The organism is Chromobacterium piscinae (assembly GCF_021129175.1).
In the GTDB taxonomy this organism is placed as follows: domain Bacteria; phylum Pseudomonadota; class Gammaproteobacteria; order Burkholderiales; family Chromobacteriaceae; genus Chromobacterium; species Chromobacterium piscinae.
On the sequence record NZ_JAJOHV010000035.1, the window covers coordinates 78,471 to 101,048 of the forward strand.

22 protein-coding genes are annotated in these 22,578 nt (G+C 58.6%); 11 read left to right on the plus strand and 11 right to left on the minus strand.

The window, feature by feature from the left end; translation table 11 throughout:
- Positions 1 to 6 precede the first annotated feature (6 nt).
- From dsdC to LQR33_RS11765, 3 genes are all read left to right on the plus strand, one after another.
- Positions 7 to 924: a DNA-binding transcriptional regulator DsdC gene (gene dsdC / locus LQR33_RS11755; RefSeq protein WP_231469066.1), complete on the plus strand. Its 918-nt coding sequence runs from the start codon at positions 7 to 9 to the stop codon at positions 922 to 924.
- 173 nt (positions 925 to 1,097) lie between these two features.
- The gene (locus tag LQR33_RS11760; protein WP_221664954.1) at positions 1,098 to 2,165 is read left to right on the plus strand and encodes an extracellular catalytic domain type 2 short-chain-length polyhydroxyalkanoate depolymerase; all 1,068 of its coding nucleotides are present in this window, start codon (positions 1,098 to 1,100) and stop codon (positions 2,163 to 2,165) included.
- A gap of 20 nt (positions 2,166 to 2,185) precedes the next feature.
- Positions 2,186 to 2,644, plus strand: coding sequence for a hypothetical protein (locus LQR33_RS11765; protein ID WP_221664955.1), 459 nt, complete (start codon positions 2,186 to 2,188; stop codon positions 2,642 to 2,644).
- A gap of 16 nt (positions 2,645 to 2,660) precedes the next feature.
- Here the strand turns inward: LQR33_RS11765 and LQR33_RS11770 are convergent, their stop codons facing one another.
- Positions 2,661 to 3,293, minus strand: coding sequence for a 4'-phosphopantetheinyl transferase family protein (locus LQR33_RS11770; RefSeq protein WP_231179689.1), 633 nt, complete (start codon positions 3,291 to 3,293; stop codon positions 2,661 to 2,663).
- Positions 3,294 to 3,704: 411 nt separating this feature from the next.
- On the opposite strand from LQR33_RS11770, the gene LQR33_RS11775 reads away from it, so the two are divergent.
- Positions 3,705 to 4,109: a hypothetical protein gene (locus tag LQR33_RS11775; RefSeq protein WP_221664958.1), complete on the plus strand. Its 405-nt coding sequence runs from the start codon at positions 3,705 to 3,707 to the stop codon at positions 4,107 to 4,109.
- Positions 4,110 to 4,155: 46 nt separating this feature from the next.
- Here the strand turns inward: LQR33_RS11775 and LQR33_RS11780 are convergent, their stop codons facing one another.
- The 8 genes from LQR33_RS11780 to LQR33_RS11815 form a co-directional block, all read right to left on the minus strand.
- Positions 4,156 to 4,500 carry a tRNA-binding protein gene (locus LQR33_RS11780; protein WP_021476415.1) on the minus strand — a complete coding sequence of 115 codons (345 nt, stop codon included), beginning with the start codon at positions 4,498 to 4,500 and terminating at the stop codon, positions 4,156 to 4,158.
- A 76-nt stretch (positions 4,501 to 4,576) separates the two neighbouring features.
- The gene (locus LQR33_RS11785) at positions 4,577 to 5,287 is read right to left on the minus strand and encodes a helix-turn-helix transcriptional regulator (RefSeq protein WP_231469069.1); all 711 of its coding nucleotides are present in this window, start codon (positions 5,285 to 5,287) and stop codon (positions 4,577 to 4,579) included.
- 117 nt (positions 5,288 to 5,404) lie between these two features.
- The gene (locus LQR33_RS11790; RefSeq protein WP_231469071.1) at positions 5,405 to 5,857 is read right to left on the minus strand and encodes a GFA family protein; all 453 of its coding nucleotides are present in this window, start codon (positions 5,855 to 5,857) and stop codon (positions 5,405 to 5,407) included.
- Between the two features lie 15 nt (positions 5,858 to 5,872).
- Positions 5,873 to 7,285 carry a cytochrome P450 gene (locus LQR33_RS11795; RefSeq protein WP_231469073.1) on the minus strand — a complete coding sequence of 471 codons (1,413 nt, stop codon included), beginning with the start codon at positions 7,283 to 7,285 and terminating at the stop codon, positions 5,873 to 5,875.
- A 195-nt stretch (positions 7,286 to 7,480) separates the two neighbouring features.
- On the minus strand, positions 7,481 to 8,284 hold the full coding sequence (locus LQR33_RS11800; RefSeq protein ID WP_231469075.1) for a hypothetical protein: 804 nt from the start codon (positions 8,282 to 8,284) through the stop codon (positions 7,481 to 7,483).
- A 34-nt stretch (positions 8,285 to 8,318) separates the two neighbouring features.
- Positions 8,319 to 9,056: a Phenylacetic acid catabolic protein gene (locus LQR33_RS11805; RefSeq protein ID WP_221668524.1), complete on the minus strand. Its 738-nt coding sequence runs from the start codon at positions 9,054 to 9,056 to the stop codon at positions 8,319 to 8,321.
- A gap of 162 nt (positions 9,057 to 9,218) precedes the next feature.
- Positions 9,219 to 9,635: a PaaI family thioesterase gene (locus LQR33_RS11810; RefSeq protein WP_021476421.1), complete on the minus strand. Its 417-nt coding sequence runs from the start codon at positions 9,633 to 9,635 to the stop codon at positions 9,219 to 9,221.
- Positions 9,636 to 10,145 carry a hypothetical protein gene (locus tag LQR33_RS11815; RefSeq protein ID WP_221668525.1) on the minus strand — a complete coding sequence of 170 codons (510 nt, stop codon included), beginning with the start codon at positions 10,143 to 10,145 and terminating at the stop codon, positions 9,636 to 9,638. It lies immediately after the preceding gene.
- 194 nt (positions 10,146 to 10,339) lie between these two features.
- On the opposite strand from LQR33_RS11815, the gene LQR33_RS11820 reads away from it, so the two are divergent.
- The 6 genes from LQR33_RS11820 (at position 10,340) to LQR33_RS11850 (ending at position 18,359) form a co-directional block, all read left to right on the plus strand.
- On the plus strand, positions 10,340 to 12,118 hold the full coding sequence (locus LQR33_RS11820; RefSeq protein ID WP_221668526.1) for a methyl-accepting chemotaxis protein: 1,779 nt from the start codon (positions 10,340 to 10,342) through the stop codon (positions 12,116 to 12,118).
- Positions 12,119 to 12,215: 97 nt separating this feature from the next.
- Positions 12,216 to 13,352: an NHL repeat-containing protein gene (locus LQR33_RS11830; protein WP_231469077.1), complete on the plus strand. Its 1,137-nt coding sequence runs from the start codon at positions 12,216 to 12,218 to the stop codon at positions 13,350 to 13,352.
- A gap of 410 nt (positions 13,353 to 13,762) precedes the next feature.
- The gene (locus LQR33_RS11835; RefSeq protein ID WP_021476426.1) at positions 13,763 to 13,942 is read left to right on the plus strand and encodes a hypothetical protein; all 180 of its coding nucleotides are present in this window, start codon (positions 13,763 to 13,765) and stop codon (positions 13,940 to 13,942) included.
- A gap of 500 nt (positions 13,943 to 14,442) precedes the next feature.
- Complete coding sequence (locus LQR33_RS11840; RefSeq protein ID WP_231469078.1) at positions 14,443 to 16,035, plus strand: FAD-dependent oxidoreductase; 1,593 nt, start codon at positions 14,443 to 14,445, stop codon at positions 16,033 to 16,035.
- A gap of 1,009 nt (positions 16,036 to 17,044) precedes the next feature.
- Positions 17,045 to 17,305 carry a hypothetical protein gene (locus LQR33_RS11845; RefSeq protein ID WP_231179599.1) on the plus strand — a complete coding sequence of 87 codons (261 nt, stop codon included), beginning with the start codon at positions 17,045 to 17,047 and terminating at the stop codon, positions 17,303 to 17,305.
- 88 nt (positions 17,306 to 17,393) lie between these two features.
- Positions 17,394 to 18,359 carry a sensor domain-containing diguanylate cyclase gene (locus LQR33_RS11850; RefSeq protein ID WP_166440208.1) on the plus strand — a complete coding sequence of 322 codons (966 nt, stop codon included), beginning with the start codon at positions 17,394 to 17,396 and terminating at the stop codon, positions 18,357 to 18,359.
- A 622-nt stretch (positions 18,360 to 18,981) separates the two neighbouring features.
- Here LQR33_RS11850 and LQR33_RS11855 read toward each other — a convergent pair.
- Together LQR33_RS11855 and LQR33_RS11860 are read right to left on the minus strand one after the other, a co-directional pair.
- Positions 18,982 to 20,061 carry a calcium:cation antiporter gene (locus LQR33_RS11855; protein ID WP_221664969.1) on the minus strand — a complete coding sequence of 360 codons (1,080 nt, stop codon included), beginning with the start codon at positions 20,059 to 20,061 and terminating at the stop codon, positions 18,982 to 18,984.
- 332 nt (positions 20,062 to 20,393) lie between these two features.
- Positions 20,394 to 21,068 (minus strand): BRO-N domain-containing protein, encoded by a 675-nt coding sequence (locus tag LQR33_RS11860; RefSeq protein WP_231469080.1) that lies wholly within the window; start codon positions 21,066 to 21,068, stop codon positions 20,394 to 20,396.
- Between the two features lie 450 nt (positions 21,069 to 21,518).
- Between LQR33_RS11860 and LQR33_RS11865 the strand changes: the two genes are divergently transcribed.
- Complete coding sequence (locus LQR33_RS11865) at positions 21,519 to 22,349, plus strand: hypothetical protein (protein ID WP_231469082.1); 831 nt, start codon at positions 21,519 to 21,521, stop codon at positions 22,347 to 22,349.
- The last annotated feature ends 229 nt before the right edge of the window (positions 22,350 to 22,578 follow it).

Here is a 22,578-nt window from a genome sequence, read left to right on the forward strand (position 1 = left end):
GCGCCGATGCATCCGACAAGGCTTGACGGCGGCCAGCTCGCCAATCTGCACACCTTCCTGGCCGTAGCGCGCCGGCTGAGCTTCGCCGCGGCCGCCGACGAGCTGTGCCTGACGCCGAGCGCGGTCAGCCACCGCATCGCCCGGCTGGAGCGCTCGCTGGGGTTGCTGCTGTTTCAGCGCCTGACCCGCAACATCCGTCTCACCGAGGACGGCGAGCGCATCTTCGCCGCGCTGGAAAAAAGCATGGCCGAGCTCGACACCGCGCTCTACCCCGAAGCCGGCTCCGAGCCTTCCGGCCGCGTCGTCCTCCATGCCCACCCCTCCATCGCCCAATGCTGGCTGGCGCCCCGCCTGGCCGTTCTCGCCGAGCGCCATCCGCGGATCGAGCTCGATATCCGCACCGGCAACGGCGACGCCGACTTCCGCGGCGGCCGCGCCGATCTGGCGCTGTACTACGCCGACGGCCATTTCCCGGGCCTGGTCTCCCGCAAGCTGATGGACGAAGAGATGGCGCCCGTCTGCAGCCCCGCCTACGCGGAACGCCATGGCCTGGCGGCCGATCCGGCGCGGCTGCGCGGCTGCAGGCTGCTGCACGACGCGCAAGCCTGGCGCCAAGCCGCCCACGACGCGGAGTGGACGCTGTGGGCCCGCCGGCATGGCGGCGAATCCCTGCTGCCGCCGCGCGGGCTGACGCTGGACCGCTCGGATCTGTGCCTGGCCGCCGCAGTCGGCCACGCCGGCGTCGCCATCGCCCGCCGCAGGCTCGCCCAGCCGCTGCTGGACAACGGCCAGCTGACGCTGCCCCTGGGCGCGTTCGAGCCGGTGGAGCGCTATGCCTATTATCTGGTCCACCCCAAACTCGACCCCATGCCGTTCCGGCTGCGAGCGGTGATCGACTGGCTGCAACAATCCGCCGCCGGCTAGGCCCCTCCCCGCGCATCCCGATCATGCGTTGTGCGCCGCACAACACGCAAACCGTCTCTCTGTCAACGCGCCGTCATACCAGATGACCGCGGTCACGCAAATGTCAATAAATGCGCTGACAATGCCTCGCGCAGGTTCCGTTTCCCAACGCTTGAACAGACAGGAGGTTTGCGATGCCCAACATATTCCCGGAAGTGGTGCGGCTGGGAAAATACGAAGTGGAGAAAGGCAAGAGTTCGGTCTCCGGCCTGTCTTCGGGCGCGTTCATGACGGTGCAGCTGCATCTGGCCCACTCCGCCAGCTTCGCCGGCGCCGGCGTGGTGGCCGGCGGCCCGTATCGCGGCGTGGAAACCTTTCGCGGCGCGGCGCCGCTGGCGGAGGACGCGTACGAGCTGAACGCGCTGCAGCTGTGCATGGCGCCGCTGCTGCCCGAACTGGCGCCGAACGCCCGCCGCTCGCTGCAACTGGCCCAGGAAGCCGAACAGGCCGGGAAAATAGACGCGCTGTCCAATCTGCGCAACAACCGCGTCTACATCTTCACCGGCACCCAGGACAATGTGGTGCGCTCCCCGGTGGTCGCCCAGACCCGCGAGCTGTACCGCCTGCTGGGCCTGTCCGACGCCAACTTGGCCTACCACGACGACCTGCCGGCAGGCCACTCGCTGATCACCGACAACCCCGAGGATTCGCCGCTGGCGCTCAACCAGCCGCCGTATCTCAACAATGGCGGCTTCATGCAGTCCCACCGCATCCTCAACCACATCTATCCGGACCTGAAGCCGCCGGCGGAAAAGCTCAGCGGCCGCCTGCTGCGCTTCGACCAGTCCGAATTCCTCGATGGCCAGCAGGCCTACGCCAGCATGGGCAAGTTCGGCTACGCCTACGTGCCGCAAGCCGTGGCCGACGGCGCTCCCGCCCGCGTGCACATCGCGCTGCACGGCTGCAAGCAGGGCTACAGCTATGTCGACTTCAGCTACGGCCGCGCCGACATTTCCAGCCAGCCGCCCTACGGCAACCGCTACGTCACCACCACCGGCTACAACTATCTGGCCGACAGCAACAACATCATCGTCCTCTATCCCCAGGCCAGCGGCAGCGACGACAACCAGGCGCAGAATCCGGATGGCTGCTGGGACTGGTGGGGCTACTCCAGCGACGATCCGGCCAATCCGGACTACTACTCGCGCAACGCGGTGCAAATCCGCGCCATCCACGCCATGCTCGACCGCCTGGGCGGCTGAGCGCGCAGAAAGGAATCGCCATGTCCAATACCGACGACAACGTCCGTCAATTGTCCGCCGCGCTGGACGCCACCGCCCGGAACGCGGCGGCGCCGGCCAAGGTAGACACCCTGTTCAGCAACTGGCTGGCCCGCAGCCTCAACAACGCCGGCTCCACGCTCGCCCTGCTGCCCAGCGCCGCGCAGCCGCAAACCTGGTTCAGCCTGCTCCAACTGCAGCAGTCCGCGTTGCAAAAACTGCAGCAGCAACAAAACGCCTGGGCGGAACACTGGCTGGGCTGGCTGGGAGAGGCCGAGAAGCTGCGCAACGCCAACACCCTGTCCAAGCTGCTGGAGCAGGAATGCAATCTGGCGATGCAGGCGGTGCAAATCGTCGGCAACTACGCCGTCAATCTGTCGGACCTGCAGGAGAACCTGGAAGTGAACTACGGCTACTGGGCGCAACTGCAACGCGGCGATCCCGAGCGGCAAAACAGCTGAGCGGCCAGGCCGCGGCTCAGAAAGACGCCCGGATCAGCGTCAGCACTTGGCCGTCTTGCAGATAAAAACCGCCAACGAACGCCCGCCCGGCCTCCAGGCCGGGCGCCAGCGTCTTCCGCAGGCGAATGGAGAAACGCCCCCGATCCCAATCCACCCGGACCATTTCCGCCGCGTCGAAATCGAAATACTCGCCCACTGTCGGGTACAGCGCCTTGAACAGGCTTTCCTTGGCGGAGAAAGCCAGCGTCAGCGCACGCGGAAACGGCCACGGCCCCACCAGGGCTTCATCCTCCCCGTCCACCAGAATGCCCGTCCGCACATTGCCGGCGGTCTTGTCCGACATCCAGCGCTCCAGATCCATGCCCAGCATCAAGCCGCCCTCGGACGGCGCCAGCGCCACCATCGCGGTTTCGTCGCTATGGGTGATCGCGCCTGTCCAGCCCGCCGGCCACAGCGGCTGCCGGTGCTGGCCGCTGCCGACGCCGGGCGGCAGCCCCCGCGCCTCCAGCAACAGCTTGCACAGATAGCGCGCAGCCAGATACTCCGCCTTTCTTTTGGGCACCGCCCGCTCCAGCGTATCCGGACGCGCCACGCCCAGCGCGGCGAACCAAGCGTCATCGTAGGCTGAAATACGAAAACGGCAACGCATCACGGCCACGCCGTCGCATTCCTCCAATGGATAGGGCGCTACATCCGGCAAAAATTCGGCTAATTCAGCTATGGCGATCGACATGGGATAAGAAAGGGAAGCCGGACTGCCCGGCGAAAAGTTGCAAGGTAAACCAGCAAGCATGGCGGCGCAAGCACCCGCGGCGGGAAAACCTCGGAGATCAGCCCGATCCCACGCCGCCCAGGCCTCGCGTGCCAGCGAGCAGCCGCGCGGCAAGCCGTCAGGCAAACAACGCTTCAGACCAAACTCGCCTGCTCCAGATCAATTCCACCCGTAAAAACCACCCCCCCAAAAAAAATCATACGTCATATCATGGCGGCAAAATGCAGCCTTGGCTCTATCCACCGCAACCATCTTGTCAGGAGTAAACATGAACCACCGCCAATTGCGATGCTGGACTCGCCGATCCCTTCGGGATGGGTCATCGTCCGCCCCAACGGCAACTCCAATGACATTTACAACGCCAACAACGCGCCGAGGGAAGCGGAGCTGCAAGTGGCCGTCGGCTCGCTGGTGCCCGACGGCTGGGTGATCACCCGCGCCATGGGCAACTTCAACACCATCCACAATGTCGCCGGGTCGTCATATGGCAGCCAGATCACGGTAATGCTGGGCTCACCCATTCCCGCCAACTGGGTGGTCGCCCGCGCCAACGGCAATAGCAGCGACATTTACTACACCAAGGGCGCAGCCATCGACGCCGAACTGCAGGTGATGCTGGGATCACCGATTCCGGCCAGCTGGGTGGTGGTGCGCGCCAACGGCAATAGCAGCATCATCAAGCGTTTGAGCTAAACCATGCCGCCCGCCCCGTTCCCCGGGGCGGGCTCAGCCGATCGCGTCACATCAACCGGCCGCCGTTCGGCGCCGCGAGCGGGAACTCGGCCAGCATCACCCTGCCCGCCTCGTCGTGCACCCCGGTCACCAGCACTTCCGAGCGCACGCCGGCCACGCGCTTGGGCGGGAAATTGCATACGCACAACACACGCTTGCCGATCAGCTCGGCGGCAAGGTAATGGTCGGTGATCTGGGCGCTGGATGTTTTCACCCCCAGCTCGCCCAGATCCACCTTCAGCACATAGGCAGGCTTGCGAGCCTGCGCGTTGGGCTCGGCGTGGACGATGGTCCCCGCCCGGAACTCCACCTTGAGAAAATCTTCCCAGCTGAGGCTGCTTGAATCGGACATTTCGCGTTTTCCATGTGATCAGACATGGCCGCAGTATGGCCGAACCGCGCGAGCGCAACGCGCGACGGACTACGGTTCAAGCGCGCCGGACTCTGCCCCGCTCTTCGCTGGGATTGGCGCCGAACCGCTGCCGGTACGCGGCGCTGAAAGCGGAAGCCGACTGGTAGCCCACCTGCAGCGCCACCTCCAGCACGCTGGCGCGGCCGCCCAGCAGCAAACGCCGCGCCCGCTCCATCCGCATCCGGCATAGATAGGCCATCGGCGTCAGCCCGGTTTCCGCTTTCAGCCGCGCATGGAACTGGCTGGGCGACAAATGGCAGGCGGCCGCCATGTCTGCCACCGTCAACGGCCATCCCAGCCGCGAAGCCAAAAAACGGTCCAGCCGCGGCGACAACAGGAAAACCGCCGGCGCGTCGGGAAACAGCAGCTCCAGCAGCATGCCGGACAACATAGGCTGCCGCGCTTCCGGCTGCGGATGCCGCGCCGCCCAGTCCGCCAGCTCCCGCGCCGCGGGCGGCAAGGTCAATTGGCATGCCGCCGCGTCCGCGCCGCTTTCCTGGACGGGCACGTTCAGCACCAATTGCCGGTTGCCCGGCGCGCCGGCATAGCAATGGGAAACGCCGGCCGGGATGCGCACCGCGGAACCCGCGCCGTTCAGATAGGGCAGCCCTTCCATCTCCAGCTCCAATGCCCCCGCCAGGCCAAGCACCCACTGGTGATGGCCGTCATGGGCGTGGCGGATGCTGTCGCTGCCGTAATGCAGCAGTTCGATGCGGGCGGAAAACATGGAGTGAGACATCGTAAAAAGGTCGGAGGTCGAATCAATGCCGAAAAGGATAGCCGAACGGACCGCCCCGTCCAAGCCGGCCCGGCTCCCGCCGAAACAGCGCGGGCGATCCGGGCCTCAGGGAAACTCGTCGTGCTGTGGCAGATTGTCGGTGATGTCGTGCCACTCGGCCTTGGAGCCGACGAAAATATGCGCGGAGGGGCGGATGGCCGGGACGTCGATCAAAGTGCCCAGCGCCACATGGACGAACTCGCCGTCGCGCACTACCGAATACAGCAGCGATCCGCATTGGCCGCAGCGCGCGTCATGCGCGCGCTCGTCGCCATAAATCAGCAGGCTGTCCCGCCCCTGGGTCAGTTTGAGCTTTTGCCGCTCGATGCCGGCAAAGGGCTTGAACGCCGCGCCGGTGGCCCGCCGGCATTGGCCGCAATGGCAATTGAGCGCATAGCGGAATTCATCGCGGACCGCATATCGCACGGTGCCGCACAGGCAGCCTCCCTCTAGCATCAGCGTCGCCTCCTCGAAAGTTCTGTCGCGCCAACCTCCAAGCATGCCGCCGGCACGCGGCATCACGCGCCGCGCGGGTCAGATGCGCGCGATGTCCAGCGCCAAGGGCGCGCTCGGGCGTTGCGAAACATGAAACACGGCTCGCGGCGGCGCCATCCCGGCCGGCGTCGACAAGCGGTATCTGCGCAGCAGCTGCGCGGCCACCAGCGTCATCTCCGCCACCGCCAGATGCTGCCCCAGGCATACGCGCGGCCCGCCGCCGAAGGGCAGATAGGCGCCCTGCTGCGGCCTGGCCGCATCGGGGTTGAAACGTTCCGGGCGATAGCTGAGCGGCTCGGGGAACCAGCGCTCGTCATGCTGCATCAATTGCATCGGCACCATGAATACCGTCTTTGCCGGGAAGGTCCAGTCTCCCAGCGTCACTGGCTTGACGGCTCGCCGGCTCATCAGCAGCGGCACCGCCGGGTACAGGCGCATCGTTTCCAGCAGGGTCTGGCTTACGTATTGCAGCGCGGACAAGTCCGCGTTCCCGTCGCCCCCGCCGGGCCATGCCGCCAACGCCTCGGCCCGCGCCTTTTCCTGGATATCCGGATGGGACGCCATGCACCAGGCCCACCAGGCCAGCGAGGCCGCCACCGTCTCGTGTCCGGCCAGGAAGGCCGTCTTGCACTCGTCCCGCACCGCCTGCAATGGCCAACTTTTCGGTTGCTGCAGATGGAGCCGCAACAGGCGGGACAACAGATCCTCCGGCCATGCGTCCGCCGGCAGGCGCAGCCTGGCCTGCAAGTGCCGCTCGATCAAACCGTTCATCAGCAGCCGCGCGCGGCGGCGCTTGCGCTGCCACGGAACCCAGTCCGGCAGGCTGGCCGGCCTCCACAACTCTTCGGTGGAGGCCACCATCAAGGTATGGACGGCTTCCTCCGCCTCCCGCGCCTCGCTTCCGACGCCGCTGGAGAACATCATCCGCAGAATCACTTCCATCGTCACCGACGTCAGCTCACTCTCTATTGGCCAGGCGTCGCGCCGATCCGGCCATTGCTCGAACGCCCGCCGGGAGGCCGCCACGATGGATGGCGAGAACGCCTGCGCCGATTTGCGCGTGAAGTCGGGCTGCAGCGCCTGCCGCTTCTCGCGCCAGGCCTCTCCCTCGGCGATCAGCACGCTATGGCCGTGCACCCGGCCGTACACGCTCAGCGCCCGCTCCCAGCGGCGCAGCGAGTCAGCCTGATTGACCAGCAGCTCGCGCGCCAGATGCGGATCGGAAACGATGACCTGATGTTCCGGCCAGGTGCGCACATGCACCAGATCGCCGAACTCGCGCTGCCAGCTGGCCAGCGTGCCCATCAAATCGCGCGACAGCTGGGTCAGCAGCCCCCAGCCGGTCAGGCCGGCTTCCGGACCCGGCGGCCAACTGCCGGAGGACGGTTTGGGCGATGCCGGCGGATGGCCGCCGGCATGGAATGGACAGGAGGATTGCGATGGCGTTTTCATTCAAAAATCATACCACCCGCCCGACTAGATATGCCAAATGTCGCATGTCATGAATATTACTTTTTTGGTTAATAAAATCATGAGTCGATCCATTTTCCTGCTGCAAACCGGCGTATTTTTCAAGACAACCGCGACCAAGCGATAAAACCATGGAAACCGGCCGGGAGCAAAATGCCGTCTCGACTGCTCCCGGTTTCAGACCGCCGCCTCCGCCGGCAATAACTGGCTGTCGATCACGTCCCACAATGCCGCCAGCGCATCGAGGAAAGCGTCGATGCCGGACAGGACCAGCGGTTCGGTTTCGGCATTGAGCACGCCCGCAATGGCTTGCCGCACATTCAGCTCATGTTGCTGCTCCGCGCCGCACTCCCCCCAGTGGTCAAGCAGATAGTACATTTCCGGGTCTTTCAGGCTTACGCCGTAGTGGCCGGAATCAACCAGCGCCCGTTTCTCGCCCGGAATCAGCGAGCGGTTGGAAATCAATTCCAGGGCGAAGGCGATGCCCAGATTGCGGATGGTGGACTCGGGATCGGACCGGCTTCTCTGCTGAAACACGGCGATGGCCTCGCGCGCCTGGCGAGTCAGGCCGCTGGTTCGATCATAGCCGGGCAGGTCGCCCAAAAGCTGGTCGGAGTAGCGTTTCAGCCCGGCCTCCACTTCCGCCTGGTCGTCCAGATCATCGAACACCCGCTCCTTGCCGGCCAGGTTCACGATGTGGCCCGCCATTCTCGCCAGATCGGGGCCGTGGCCGCCTTCCGAGACCTCTATTTCGGACATCAACTCCGCTTGCCGCGGCAGCCCCATATTCTTCAAGCCCTGCGGGAAAGCCATTCCCAGCCGGGTCGAGGCGCAAAAATTCTGCAGTTGGTGAAATAATGCCGCCGACTGCGTCGCCGGCAGCGGCGCACAGGCCCAGTGTCGGTACATGGGATGATCAAACACCCGGTGGTTCATCACTTTCCGGGCCAGCGCTTCCACTGCCATTGCCATATCTTTCATGATGCTCTCCTGTCGACATGCTCGGATTGCGGAATCAGAAATACTTGCGATGCGCCATCTCGTCGGGAACCTGGTACCCCAGGCGCTGGATATGCCCGCGAACGTCATCGCGATAGATGTCCCGCAATTGGCCGTTGGTGTACTGCCGCAGCCCCCATCTCACCGCCATTTCGCTGCGGCGCGAGTCTGAGCGGCCAAACATGTCCATCGCCATCGGATACAAGCGGTCAAGCGCCTCCTGAGCCCGCTCCCGCGCATCCTTGTCCTTCGCCGCGCGCCGCATCAACAGCGCCCCATGGCTGAAATGCCGAGCTTCCTCCTTCAACACCGCCTGGGCTTCTTCGCGCAGCGGCTGGTAGCTGCTGCCCACCATCTCCTTGATCTGGTAATGCCCCTCCAGCTCGCACAAAAAACTGAAAGCCGCCCGCTCCTCCCAGCTGCGAAATTCAGTCGTCATGCTTTCCGCCGCGAAATACCGCCTATCCTCCTTTTTCTGGCCCAGCATATGGGAGGTATCGACTTCCAGCTCAGCCAGCAAGCGGGAAAATCGGCGGAAGTGATCCACCTCTTCCGCGGCGAACTGCGCGCAGATATAGCGTTCGTCCGCATCCGGCGCCAAGGGATAGAAGGAATCGATATAGGTATCGCCCGCGCTCAGCTCGCCTTCTCCGTTAGCCAACAACTGATGAATCAAGGTGTCGCGGTATTCGTCCGGCATCGAGCCAATTCCCTCCAGGCTCACTTCATACGGATTGATCTTGCTTTCCATCATGTTTTCCTTTCTCCAGAGTGAATGGCGACGATGATCCGACGCGGCGGAATTTCTCACAGGAGCGCAGCGTGTCGCCGAAAACAGGCGCAAGTCGGCCTGCGAGCGGAGATGGTCAATGAAGCGGGCCAGGTCCGACCGATGAAGTTGTGTCCCGCAATGGGTTCAGGCGGAGAGATAGGTCAAGGTGTGATGCGACAGCGTTTGACCCGCTCCATCTGTGATGGTGGCTGTGCCGTAGGTGACTCGCCTGCCGCTTTTCATCACTTCGGCGCGGCAGTAAACGTCAGCCTGAGCCGCCCGCAGAAAATTGGTTTTCATTTCCAGAGTGACGATGGGAGCATCAATGCCCAACTCTGTCATGGCCGCCAGCCAAAACGCCGTGTCCGCCAAGGTCATCAGACAGCCGCCCTGGATAATGCCCCCGGGACGATAAAACTGAGGCTGTGCCGGCAGCGCCAAATCCACTTTCCCGGCTTGCACGCTTAATACTTGATAATTCCAGATAGCGACAAACGGAGACTCTTGCAAAATCCTGACAGCCTGCTCAACCGTTTCCAGCAATAGCGGCGCTTTTTCCATTCACCTCTCTCCTCCATATTCATTATTCTGACTCATCCTTTTGCCAAGTAGATTATGCTCATCAAAACCATTCAACAAGCGCTTTTTCAGAGAACTGGCCACATTAACTACAATCATTCTGTACAGGTAGAGACATTCCATGCCAGCACCATTTTCAACTGTACCTTTTGCCGGGAAAAGTGAATATATCGCCCAAAGCGCCCGCTTAAAATAGGGAGATTTACTTGACAGTAAATACCACATACCCGCCTCTCCTCCATAACCATCAGCCCCAAACCCGGCCGCCGAGAATGGGAAAGCCGTCAAACCGGAGAAGTTCCGACGCCCCGATTTTCTCAAATGCGGCCCCAAACCCCGTGCTCTGAATCCAGGCCATGTCCTCTCGCCAGCCCATGCCGATTGAAAATGCCAAACAGGCAGCGCCGGCCCGATCCAATCTAATTGCCCCTCAAAAATGCCATGCAGATAAGAAGCTGCTGATCTAGAAAGAATGGTAATCAACGCATGCATTTCCACCTATCCGAACAGGCAAAAGGCAAGCATGCGCGGGGCCGCACGGCAAAGAGTTGGAATTCAATGCATTAAATTGAAAAGCAGCCGTAGATCATCAATGATTCGTTACAAAATTACGTCACAAGGGAAACGATCCGGCCAACCGATAATATCGATTCCGCTCATCGGAGATAGAAACAGGAAAAGGGAAAATGGACATCACAAAACACTTTTCTAGCACGGGAAGTTATCAGGATATCGTCAAGGCAATCGGCGCCGCGCAGGCTGTCATACAATTCAAGCCCGACGGCACCATCATCGACGCCAACCCCATTTTCCTGAACCTGATGGGATATTCGCTGAATGAAGTTGTAGGCAGACATCACGGCATGTTTTTGCCGGAAAGCGAAAAAAATAGCGCTTCCTACCAACAATTCTGGACAGAATTGCAACAAGGAAAGCATCAGACAGCCCAATTCAGACGCATTGCCAAAAATGGGAAAGATGTCTGGATACAGGCCTCCTACATCCCGATCCGAAAAGGCCGCCGCGTCGCCAGCGTCATCAAGTTCGCAACCGACATCACCAGCGACGTCATGATCGCCGCCGACCGGACTGGCCAGATTGAAGCCATCAACCGCTCGCAAGCGGTGATCGAGTTCACCACCGATGGGGTAGTCTCGCGCGCCAACGAGAATTTTTGCCAGGCGCTGAGTTACGACGAGCAGGAAATCGTGGGAAAGCACCACAAGCTATTCGTATTGCCGGAAGAAAGCCAAAGCGAGGCATACCAGCGCTTCTGGGACAGCCTGAGAAAAGGCGCGTTTCACGAAGGAGAATTCTGCCGCGTGGCGAAGAATGGCCGGAGGATCTGGATTCAAGCCACCTACAATCCGATCTTCGACCCTGACGGCAAGATCATAAAAATCGTCAAATACGCCACCGACATCACCGAGGCGGTGAGGGCCAGAAACTCCAGCAAACTGATGTCGCTGATCATCAACCAGACCGACAACTCCGCGCTGGTGGCTGACAAAAATGGCTTGATCATCTTCGCCAATGACGGCTTCTCGAAAATGAGCGGCTACGCGGCCGATGAGATCATCGGCAAGAAGCCGGGGCACTTTCTGCAGGGCGAAGACACCAATCCGGACACCGTCCGGAAAATCGGTGCCTGCCTGCGGGAGCACCGTCCCTTCCACGGAGAAATCCTCAACTACACCAAGGCGGGCAAGCCCTATTGGGTTTCGCTGGCCATCAACCCGGTGTTCGACGAAACCGGCAGTCTGTCGAACTACATCTCCATCCAGGCCGACATCACCGAAACCAAGGAACGGGAAGAGGAATACAGCAAGAAATTCGCCGCGATAGGCATGTCCAACGCCATCTGCGAATGGAACACCGAAGGCAAGGTGCTGCAAGGCAATGAGTACATGGTTTCGCACCTGGAGCTGAAGAGCAATGAAGAGCTCCAGCAGCACGCCCGCCCGCTAGCGGAAATCATAGGCTCGGACAATTTCAGCCGCGCGCTCAAAGGCGAAATGCTGACCGAAGAGTTCAAGATGAGGAAAAAAGACGGATCGATGGTGCTGATGAACGTCACCGTCTGCCCTCTCACCTCCCAGCATGGGGTCGTCAAAAATATCGTGACCTATGGCGTGGACGTCACCGCCAAGATGGAGGCGGAAAGAGTGACCGATCAGGAAATGCGCCAGGTCATTTCCTCCAGCGAAAAGATATCGTCGATCATCGGCACCATCAACGACATCGCCGCGCAGACCAATCTGCTGGCGCTGAACGCCGCCATAGAGGCCGCCCGCGCCGGTGAAATGGGCAGAGGCTTCGCGGTGGTGGCCGACGAGGTGAGAAAACTGTCGATTGAATCGACCAAGTCTTCAAAGGAAATAGCCGACCTCGTCGACGAATCCATCGGCAGGATCAAAACGCTGGAGGCCTCGCTGAACAACCTGAAGACGAACGCCAAATCATGACCGCGTCCGTCGCTCATGGCGGCGCGTCGCCTTATTAAAGCGACGCGTCCCATTCGCCGGAATGCCAGCTCCCCTTCATATGATTGAGGAAACGCCCATGTCTGCCGCCAAGCCAAGCTTCAAACGCGTCATCGAGTACCCTCTCCCCGCATCCAGTCAGACGCACGAAGTCGTCTCCATCGCGCCGGACCTTATCCTCATCTCGCAGCAGCCATCCGGCGGTTTGGTGAAAATGCGGGTGGATCCCGGCACAGGACGCCCCATAGAATCCGTCGCCCACATCATCGACAACCCATTCTCCGGCCTGCATGGGCTGACGGTGTCGAAACGCCATCCCGGCTGCCTGTGGGTCACGCTGCAGTTTCAATCGGAGTTGCTGCTGATCGACCCGGTCGCACACGACTTGGCGGCCGCCCCCAGAACGCTGCAAAAAATCCAGTTGCCGGAACCCGCCCGCGGCCCCCACGTCGTCGCGGAGGACGGCGACATCCTGTGGGCCTCCTGCAAGGACAGCCACCACGTTGCGCGGGTGGACACCCATGACCCCGACCATCCGCGGATCATCCCCTGCCCGCCCAGACCAATCTTCGTGCAAGTGCATCCCGCCAGCGGGGATGTCTACGCCACCCTGGATCAATCCAGCGCGCTATTCCGCGTCCCCGCCAACCCTGCGCAAGCGCCCAGCGAAATCGCTATCCCCGGAGAGGTCGGCAATACCCCGGTCGGCATGGTGCCAGGGCCGGACGGAAACCTGTGGCTCGCCCTGCTGGGCAACGCCTCCGGCGGAAACGGCAGTTTCGGCCGTATCCTGGCCAATGGCGAGATCGATTGGTTCCAACTCACAGCCGGCCCAGCCAAAGGAGCCTCGTTCATCCATCTGGGCTTCTCGCCCGACCCATCCAAGTCAAATACGATCTACCTGCTGGCCTCATCGATGGCCAACAGCTCCGCTCTCAACGGCGTAGTGCAGGTCATGCTGAACGAAGACTACAGCCAGCTCGGCCCCCAGCAAACCATCGCCTTTCCTACGCAACAGAGCATGACCCATCGCGTGCTCTGCACCGAGCGCAGCCTTTACGCCACCGAGCTGGGCGCCTGCTGCCTCGCGCACCTGGCTCCTGCCTTCTCTCCGTACGGCGAGGGCATCAATGAAATGGCGGACTCCTATTCGCTATGGGGTTGCGGCGTCCCAAGCCAAACCGTCCACTACCACGGACCGGATCGGGAGCGCTAAGAGCCTGCTCACCCGCTTCGCCTGCCAAGCGGGATGCCTCATCGCATGATGAGGCATCCTGATTATTCGAAAAATATTGACAAATCAAAAAATTAACAGGAGAATTCGCCGGAATCGCTTCATGTTGTCCCGCTCAAACGAGCCGTAACGCTCCTCTTCTCTAGCCAAGCCTCCTCCAAATCATCAGTTGTTGGCACGCGAAGGTAGTTGTCACAAGCCTAGCCAGCAATCCATTGCAAGCCGCCAAGCCAAACATATCAAACAGGCGGCGGCTGATTGGAATCCGTTGTCTCGCAGCCTCCATGACACCCGGGCAGAACTCATGAAAATATCGCAAGCCATCCTTGCCATAGGGACTCGCTTTAACAATATCAACCCATGCCAAAGGCATGGGAGTCGGAAAATAAACCATGAAAATTCAGGAACTGAAACAGGGTGACCTGATCACCCAACAAATCGACAATCTGATCGTCTCGTTCAAAGTCTTGTCCATCAAGCAAATAGGCCGCCGCTTTCAGGTAACGTTCAGCTCGGCCTCGGGCATTGAAACTGCAAGCTATCAAGCCGACGCACTGATCACCTCCATCTGATCGCGCGCCGCGAGGCAGCTCCAGCCTCCCCGCCGCATGACTTCCGCCGCGCTACCCGCCCTTATGGCGCGAAGCTCCGCATGCTTCGCACAAGGCACGCCCTCATAACAAAAAACAAGCGGCGCGCCTCCCCGCTGAGATGACGTGTCCTGCCACTCCTCTCGCAGGCCAGCCCATGCCGCCAAGCGCAAATGGCAAGCCGCATTCACTAGTTCAATATCGCGAGCCAAGCGGAGCGCGGCATCCTGCCGCCTCAACAAATTTCCACCCCAGCCGCAAAATCGCATCAAGCGTATTTCAGCGCTTGCGGCAATGCGAAGGACTGCCAAGGGCAAGCTTAAGTGTAACCGCATACTTATTTGTATTTTAATAGCCTAGCGATATAAATAAGAGTGCCTCCTTCTACACGAGGGACGGTTTGGTTGTCGCCTGGCATCAATCGTCAAGCGCGGCATCCACAATGATCCGCAGGAAATCCGCCAGCGCAAAGGAGCGGCGAAATGACGCAAGCACCCACGCGAGGAGGCGATCAGCCGCTGATCTTGAGCGACAAGCAAGGCTTTGACCGGCGCTGGTTCGCGCCGCAGCTGCAAGCCGTTTACGTGCCAGCCCGCCACGAGCAAGTAGAGGAATATGTCGGCGCGGCATTAAGCGCATATGGCCGCGACGTGAAAATCGCCTCCGGCCGCCACTGTTACGAGAACTTCGTCTACAACGACAGCACCCGCGCCATCATCGACATGTCCGCCCTGAGCCAAGTGGGCTTTGATGCGGAACGCAACGCGTATTTTGTCGATGCCGGCTGTGAAAACTGGAGCGTGTATCGCGCCTTGCTCAATGGCCATGGCAAAACCCTGCCGGCCGGCTCCTGCTATTCGGTCGGCGCGGGCGGGCACATCACCGGCGGCGGCTACGGCCTGCTGTCCCGACTGCACGGTTTGACCGTAGACCATCTGACCGCCGTCGATATCGTCACCTGGGATGCGGCACAGGGCCAGGCGAAATTGCGCCATGTATCCGAGCAAAGCGGCAGCCAGGAGGGGCGCGATTTGTTCTGGGCCTTGCGCGGCGCCGGCTGCGGCAATTTCGGCGTGATCGTTCGCTATTATTTTGCCGCGCTGCCGGATGCGCCAGACCATGCCACTCAGTTCACGCTTGCCTGGGATTGGGATCAAATCAACAAACAAGCCTTCAGCCAATTGCTGGACGAATACGCCGACTTCGTCATGCGCATGTCCAACAACGATTTCAGCTTGCTGAAATTGAACCATGTCGATAACGGGCAAATCGGCCTGCTTGTACAAATCGCCTCGCCCATCGGCGCCAGCTTTCACCAGCATTGCCAACAGGCCGAAGCGCGCATCCAAAGCCTGCAGCAACGCTTTGCCGCCATTGCCCCCGCAACCGTCCTGCGCCGCCCCATGGGCGGCCATCCCGGCTGGATGAACACGCTGCACGCCAATCTCAGCGCTCAGCATTTGACCTATCTGGAAGCGCTGCAAACGGTGAATGGCTCCGGCCCCAACCAGTTTGGCAAATACAAGTCCGCATATATGAATAAAGGCTTCCCACAAAACCAAAAGGATGAGATTTTCCGCTGGCTGCATGAGAAGCCGGAAGGGCTGGCGAATGGCGCCTTGGCGCAAAGTCTGCTGCAAGTGGATAGCTACGGCGGCGCGGTCAACGAGCGCAGCAGCAGCGCCACCCCGGTGCCGCAACGCAGTTCCATCCTGAAACTGCAATATCAAACTTATTGGAACAACGCCTCCGCGCCGGGGCAAAGCCGACAATCCCGTTATCAGGAACAGGCCCGGACGCATCTGAACTGGATTCGCGGCTTTTATCAGGCGGTGTACGCCGAATATGGCGGCACGCCCAATCCGGAGCAAGACAAGAACGGCGTGGTGGATGGCTGCTATTACAACTACCCGGACTGCGATTTGGGCACCCATGAAGACGGGAAGATCGATCAGGCCATGCAGCTATATTTCAAGGAAAACTACCGCAGTGCGCCGCGCAACCTGGTACAGGTGAAACGGCAATGGGACCCGCAAGACTACTTCCACCACGCGCAGTCCATCCCGATCAAGTAGGCTGGGCAATCTCGCCTATTCCGCCTTTTATTGGAGCAGGCGGCGGATTCGCGCTCGCCTTTGAAGCGTCTGCCATTCGGCATGCGCGGCCTGTCCATGCCCGTTCCTGAAGCCCTGCATCGCCGCTCGCGACGGCACAAGCTACTCCACCGAGCGTGGTATGGAGCGTGCTCCCTCGCTACAACCTTGCCGCCGGCATCCTCTGATAGGCCGTAGCGTGCCGGATTTCGAGTTTGAACGCGGACGTGTTCTGCTCATGGTTCACCTTGGTTGAGGTGGTGACTGCACAACATGAGTTGGTGTCCGGATTCAATAGGCTGCTACAAAGCCGGACCTGCCATGGCCGACATGGCGAGAAGCGCTTCACACCCATGCTTGCCACGCCGCCAGATACTGGACTTGGTCATGTTATCTGTCTCAATTAGATCAAGATTAAAGCCTGGACTCCCTGCGCCAGAATTAAATGATGGAAAAAGACCTGACAAAAAGAGCAGGAAAATAACTTTTCCGCACTTTAAAAATAGCGCGCAAATATGACCTCCTCAGCCAAACGAGAAAGTCGAGTTCGACATCCCCCCTTCCCAGCCTTAAGCAGCGCGGCTATGCCTTGAAAAACATCCGCGTAGGAAACGAAAACCAAAATTGAGAATTGCGCCCGGCGACATCACCGCGCTTGAAAATACATTTGACAACCCATAAAAAAAGGCGAAGACTGAATAAGCCAATCCTTACATGTTGCGCAGTCAACAGTCACCCCGCCCCACAGGTCATACCCAAATGGCATTGCTTGCAATTAATCTATTGACAATGCAATAACGCAATAGGGTTAAATTCTTGTCATTAAGCAATGGCCAAAGCATGCTTTTGCATGCCCCATCTCAAACTGCGCGACAAGCCAAACAATCCAGCCCAATTAAAACCCCTTCTCGCCGCGCCAGAATAACGGTTTGAAACAATAAAAGCTAACCATCATTCACCAGCACACCACTTCACGCGAATGGAGTATCAAATGAAAATTCAAGACTTAAAAGAGGGAGATTTAGTCACTCAAAGCATTGATGGGAAAATGGTTCTTTTCCAAGTGGCATGCATCCAAAAAGTAGGCTCGCGATACATTGCCACTTTCTCGTCAAACAAAGAAACCACTACCACACCCCCTCAAACCAAGCAACCTCTTGAGACAGGCGGAAGCAATAAAAAATTCCCACCCCTTTCCCTTGTCAAAGATCCAAGAAATGTAATTAAAATCCACACACCAATCACACCATAGATCCACAACCCAACCATATTACCATGCAAGAGAGAATTAAAATGGACCCCTAATGCATAAATAGCAATCCTTACAAAGGAGTATAAAAATGAACCAGTTGAGAGATGAATCAAGAACCATTTCGCCCGCGAAAAACAATGAGCAATGCGAAGTGTGGCCGACGCAAGCCAGATTGAAACTTGCCGACTCCCTTTTTCATAGCGTCAGCGAAGGAGTATGCATAACTGATAATCAACAGAAAATATTGCAGGCAAATCAAGCACTCTGCAATATTACAGGATTCAGTCATGCCCAAATAATAGGAAGAAAACCCAGTATATTTTCCTCCAGCATTCACGACAAAACCTTCTTCACGTCCATGTGGCAAGCCATCGATGAGCACGGCCAATGGCAAGGGGAGGTTTGGAACCAAAAGGAAAATGGCTCGCTATACGCAATCAAACTGAACATCTCTGCCGTCTATGATGTGCGCCAAGAAATTTCTCACTACATCGGAATAATGAGCGACATTACGCAGCAAAAACTAGATTTAGCGGCAATAACCAAAAGCGCTCATATAGACTCACTAACCGGATTACCCAATAGATTGCTTTTTACCGACCGACTACTTCAAGCGGTTGCCCAAGCAGATCGGAATAAAACGTTCTTGGCAGTCTGCTTTTTGGACTTGGATCACTTCAAAAAGATCAACGACGTCCATGGCCATCAAAGTGGTGACGCGGTGCTAAAAGAATTTGCCATTCGGCTAGATACAGCAATCCGAACGGGGGATACCGCTGCAAGACTTGGCGGAGATGAATTCATCCTATTGTTGCTGGGGCTCAAAAACAGCTCGGAATGCGCAACAATCCTGAAAAGAATCACACACATGGCTTGCCAGCCGATCCCGCTGCCTGCCAATGCGATTTTCCCGACAGCCAGCATTGGGGTGGCCATCTATCCGACGGATGCAACCATCCCAAACAATTTAGTAGCCTTGGCTGACACCGCCATGTATCGCGCAAAAGCATTAGGCGGAAATCACACCATCTATCACCATAAAAAACTTGCCTGACCTGCCCACAAGACACAGCCATAACTCACTCATCAAGGAAAATGGACTTTCTCAACATTGAGCACATTCCTTGCAGAGCAATATTCCGAAAGGAATACCAGATGCAAAACTATCATATTACATGCGAACGCAACTTGGACGGTTTGTTCCTTGGCTGGTCCGTACACACTAACGAAGATGTGCTTGTCTCATCCATTTATCCACGATATGACATGGCAGAGACTGAAACTATTCGACTAGAGGAGAAGTACGGCTCACCCCTAACCGCCCATACTCTTATGAATGGAAATAAGATTTTGGAAAAATACTTCCATTGACGACATCCAGGCAGCCGTCTGACTGCAGCGGCGCCCCCAGTCCAACATCAGCAACCAACACCGAAACCGCTGCGCCTCCGGCAAGGTACCCCCCTCCCTGCTTACGCCATCATCAGGCAAAGAACCGCAAACCATGTGGCGATACAGGAGATGGGGGGGGCATGACCAAAAAGAGAAATGCAATGGCCCAGACCACATGAGAGAGCACGGCAATTGGGACGCGGCCAGAACACCGGCAAGCTCATAAACAGAAAAGCCGCCAGCATTTGAGCTGGCGGCTTTTGCTTTACCTCGCAGAGCTTCGCTCAGGGGCTGATCGCAAAGAACACGAAAGACGCGAAGATCACCAGATGCACGATGCCCTGCAGAATGGTGGTGCGCCCTACTGACAGCGACAATGAGCACGCCACCAGCGTCAATAGCAGGAAGATGGTTTCCTTGATTTCCAAGCCCAGGATCAGCGGCTCGCCCATGAACACGAAAATCATCGCCACCGTGGGAATGGTCAGGCCAATGGATGCCAGCGCCGAACCCAAAGCCAGATTCAGGCTGGTCTGCACCCGATCCGCCCGCGCCGCGTTGGCGGCGGCCAGCCCTTCCGGCAACAGCACCAGGGCGGCGATGATGATGCCCACCACCGCGGCCGGCGCGCCGGCGTCCACCACAAAACTCTCAATCGACGGCGACAGCAGCTTGGCCAGGGTCACCACCGCCACCAGGCAAATCAGCAGCATCGCCACGGCCAGCATGGCCACCTTGTTGGATGGCGGCGGCGCGTGTTCGTCCTCGTCATGGCTGCCTTCCACCAGAAAATAATCACGGTGGCGGATGGTTTGCACAAACACAAAAGCGCCATACAGCACCAGCGACACCACGCCGGTGAACGCTAGTTGCGAGGACGACAGCAACGGCCCCGGCTGGCTAGTGCCATAGTTGGGCAGCACCAGCGCCAATACCGAAATGGCCGCCAGCACGGTCAACGCCGCCTTGGCGCCGCTAAGCTGGAAGTTCTGCTCGCGATGGCGCAAGCCGCCCAGCAGCAGGCAAATGCCCAGAATGCCGTTGCAGGTGATCATGATGGCGGAAAAAATGGTGTCCCTCGCCAGCGCCAGCTTCTCCTCGCCCCCGCCCAGCATGAAGGAAATGATCAGAGCTACCTCGATCACCGTCACCGCCAGTGCCAGGATCAAGGTGCCGAAAGGCTCGCCCACCTTATGCGCCACCACCTCGGCGTGGTGCACGGCGGCAAACACCGTTCCCGCCAGCAACGCCGCCAGCAGCGTCAGATAGAAAGCGTGTCCGCCGGCCGCCGAAGACGCGGCGATGGCGGCCCAGGCCACAACAGGGGTGACAATGGTCCAGCGCGGAATCGAGTTATGAATCAATGGATTTTCCTTATTGTTGACGAACAGCGGCCTGCCTCGCCGGGCAAAGGCTTGGCCGGAACAAGGGGACAACCGTTCTGGGAGAGCGATCGAGAAACCAGCATGGAGGCTGCTTTAGCCACAGCATAGCAGCATTAAGTAAATAGACCATGACGCGGCCCATGGGTTCAGGCTTTGTAAACAAACGGCGCGTCGCTCCGCTGGGAAGGCGAAATCCACTCGGTTAAGGCAGGGTGCGTCACCCCGCAGGGGCGACGCACCGCCAACACATCTCGCCGCGTGAGACGCAATCTGTGCGTCGCGCCGCCAAGAAGGGGGTGACGCGCCCTACATCACTCATCCCCTATGCGCAGGCTCATCCGCTCCGCCAATCTCAAATGGCAGGCCGCCGCCAACTTCACCAGCTCGGTGTCGCTGGCCGGCATGCCGTCAGGCACGGCGATCAGCTCGGCCAGCGCATCCAGGGTGGCGACGGAACTGTTGAGGCCCATCATGCGGCCGAGCGGGTGTTTTTGACGGTTGTGGCGCTCATAGTCCAGCGTCACTAGCCAGCGTGTATGCTGCCAGCACGCCTCGCCATTCTCCAGCACCGCATCCAGCACCGCCCGGCTCACCTGCCGCGCCGCTTCCGCCGCCAGCGCCAAGGCCAGCTCCAGCTGATCCGCCGTCAGCGCCTCCTCGCCCTCCCGCCGCAAGGCCGGCAACAACTCCTCCTCCAGCCAACGCCGAAACCGCCGCGCCGCCGGCTTGCGATAGCGCCGAATCGCCATGGCCACACCAGTTTCCGACAGGCAAACCACCTCCCCGCCACCCACCGGCATGGCGCGGACCTCCTCCTTGTTCAGCTTGCTTAGCAAGGCCGCCGTAGTACGGCATTTGATCGCCGCCGCGACATCATCGGCAAAGAACCATAGGCCGTTGTGGCGATGCAAGAGATGGAAGGGTTTATCGAGAAATGTGAATTCCCGCAAAAATGAGGACGCGGGTGATTGGATGGACTGTACCATTGGGAAAGCTCCATGTGGGTATTAGCCACTGCCCCCTCGTCGCCAAACGGGGTGGCAGGCCGAAACGGGGTTGGCGAACCGGACACATGGACCCGGCAGACCCGGAGGTCTCCCCGCCCGGCCCGCCATGGAGTGCATGAGCGCGCGCAAGCGCGACAGACACCGCCTATACCAGCAATGTCTGCCATGTGTCCCAGGTCGCCAAACCTGATCGTGCTGTTGAACACGATCGGACTAGGCTAGAACCCAGGCACAGAAGGTGCAAGAGTAAATGACAAAGGATGGGCTGGCAAGAAGTACAGCAGGCAACCATTACAGCGGAAATTTTTAAAATGTATAAAATTATTAGATGAGAGACACCCCCAAATAAAACACGCGCAAAGTAAAAAGAAAATATTTTATTGGCATTGCAGATTAAGATTGGGCGGAAAAATTAGACAGGGCGACTGAATGAAATCAATACATGTAACTTTTGACTCAAACATTTGGGAGTCAATTGTAATTGAAGGGAAATTAAAAGAACATTCAGAGAAGGAAGCACTATCCACAATAGTACTACTCATACAAAGCAAAATGATAACGCCTTACATATCCGACGTCATAATAACACTGGAATCGATAAGAAAATTAGATAGAAAAAGGTACCATAAAGATATCACTATAAAAACAACCTTAACGCCTTCAGCCAACTCCGACACAAAAACTGACATTGCCAAACCTTACAAGATAACCTTAACACCCCAATATGATCATCACACAGGACTATGCGAGACACTCCTTGTCGCCACTCGGAAAGCATTAGAATTGGGCTTTACTTTCATAAATGCTCCTCGGATTGGCTCACTCCGACTTGATAAAAAACTATATAAACCAATTAAAAGCAACGAGGAAGAACTATCTGAAAGACTAGCCAGAAGTAATGAAGCCATCTTAGCATTTGAAAAGGAAGGGCTTGGATCATACCAAGTTTACAAACTAGGTCTCCTGGCAATAGAAAATGATCCCGGCTTAAGTAACTTAGGACCATACCGTGCTTTTTCACACGGAAAAGAGTCTGAAAAAGAGCTAGCCCAAGCCATTGCAGAATGGGCTGATGGAGATGCTCTTGCCGCTCACTATGCCCATAAGCATGATTTCTTCTGTACACTTGATAGTGGTAAAAGTGCTGGCAGTAGCTCTGTCCTGCACCATAGCCGCAGAAAATGGCTTCAGGAAAATTTTGAAATTAAAATAGTGACACCCAAAGAGTTAGTACAGCACATCTTGGAAAATTGCATCTAGAAAACCGGATCAAGATCGTAGAATCGAATCATTTCACCCCTCCCCATCAGCGCAAGCCGGCTTCGAAGCCATTTTCAAGGTTTTAAGTCGCTGGCTGTTCGACGCGGCGCGACGGTAGCGCGCCGCTAGTTCCGGCGACTCCTTGAAAATGGCTTTGAAGACGGGGTTTCGCAGCGCTGCTGGGCCGCCTTTTCTTTCGTCCATTTCTTTTGGCGGAGCAAAAGAAATG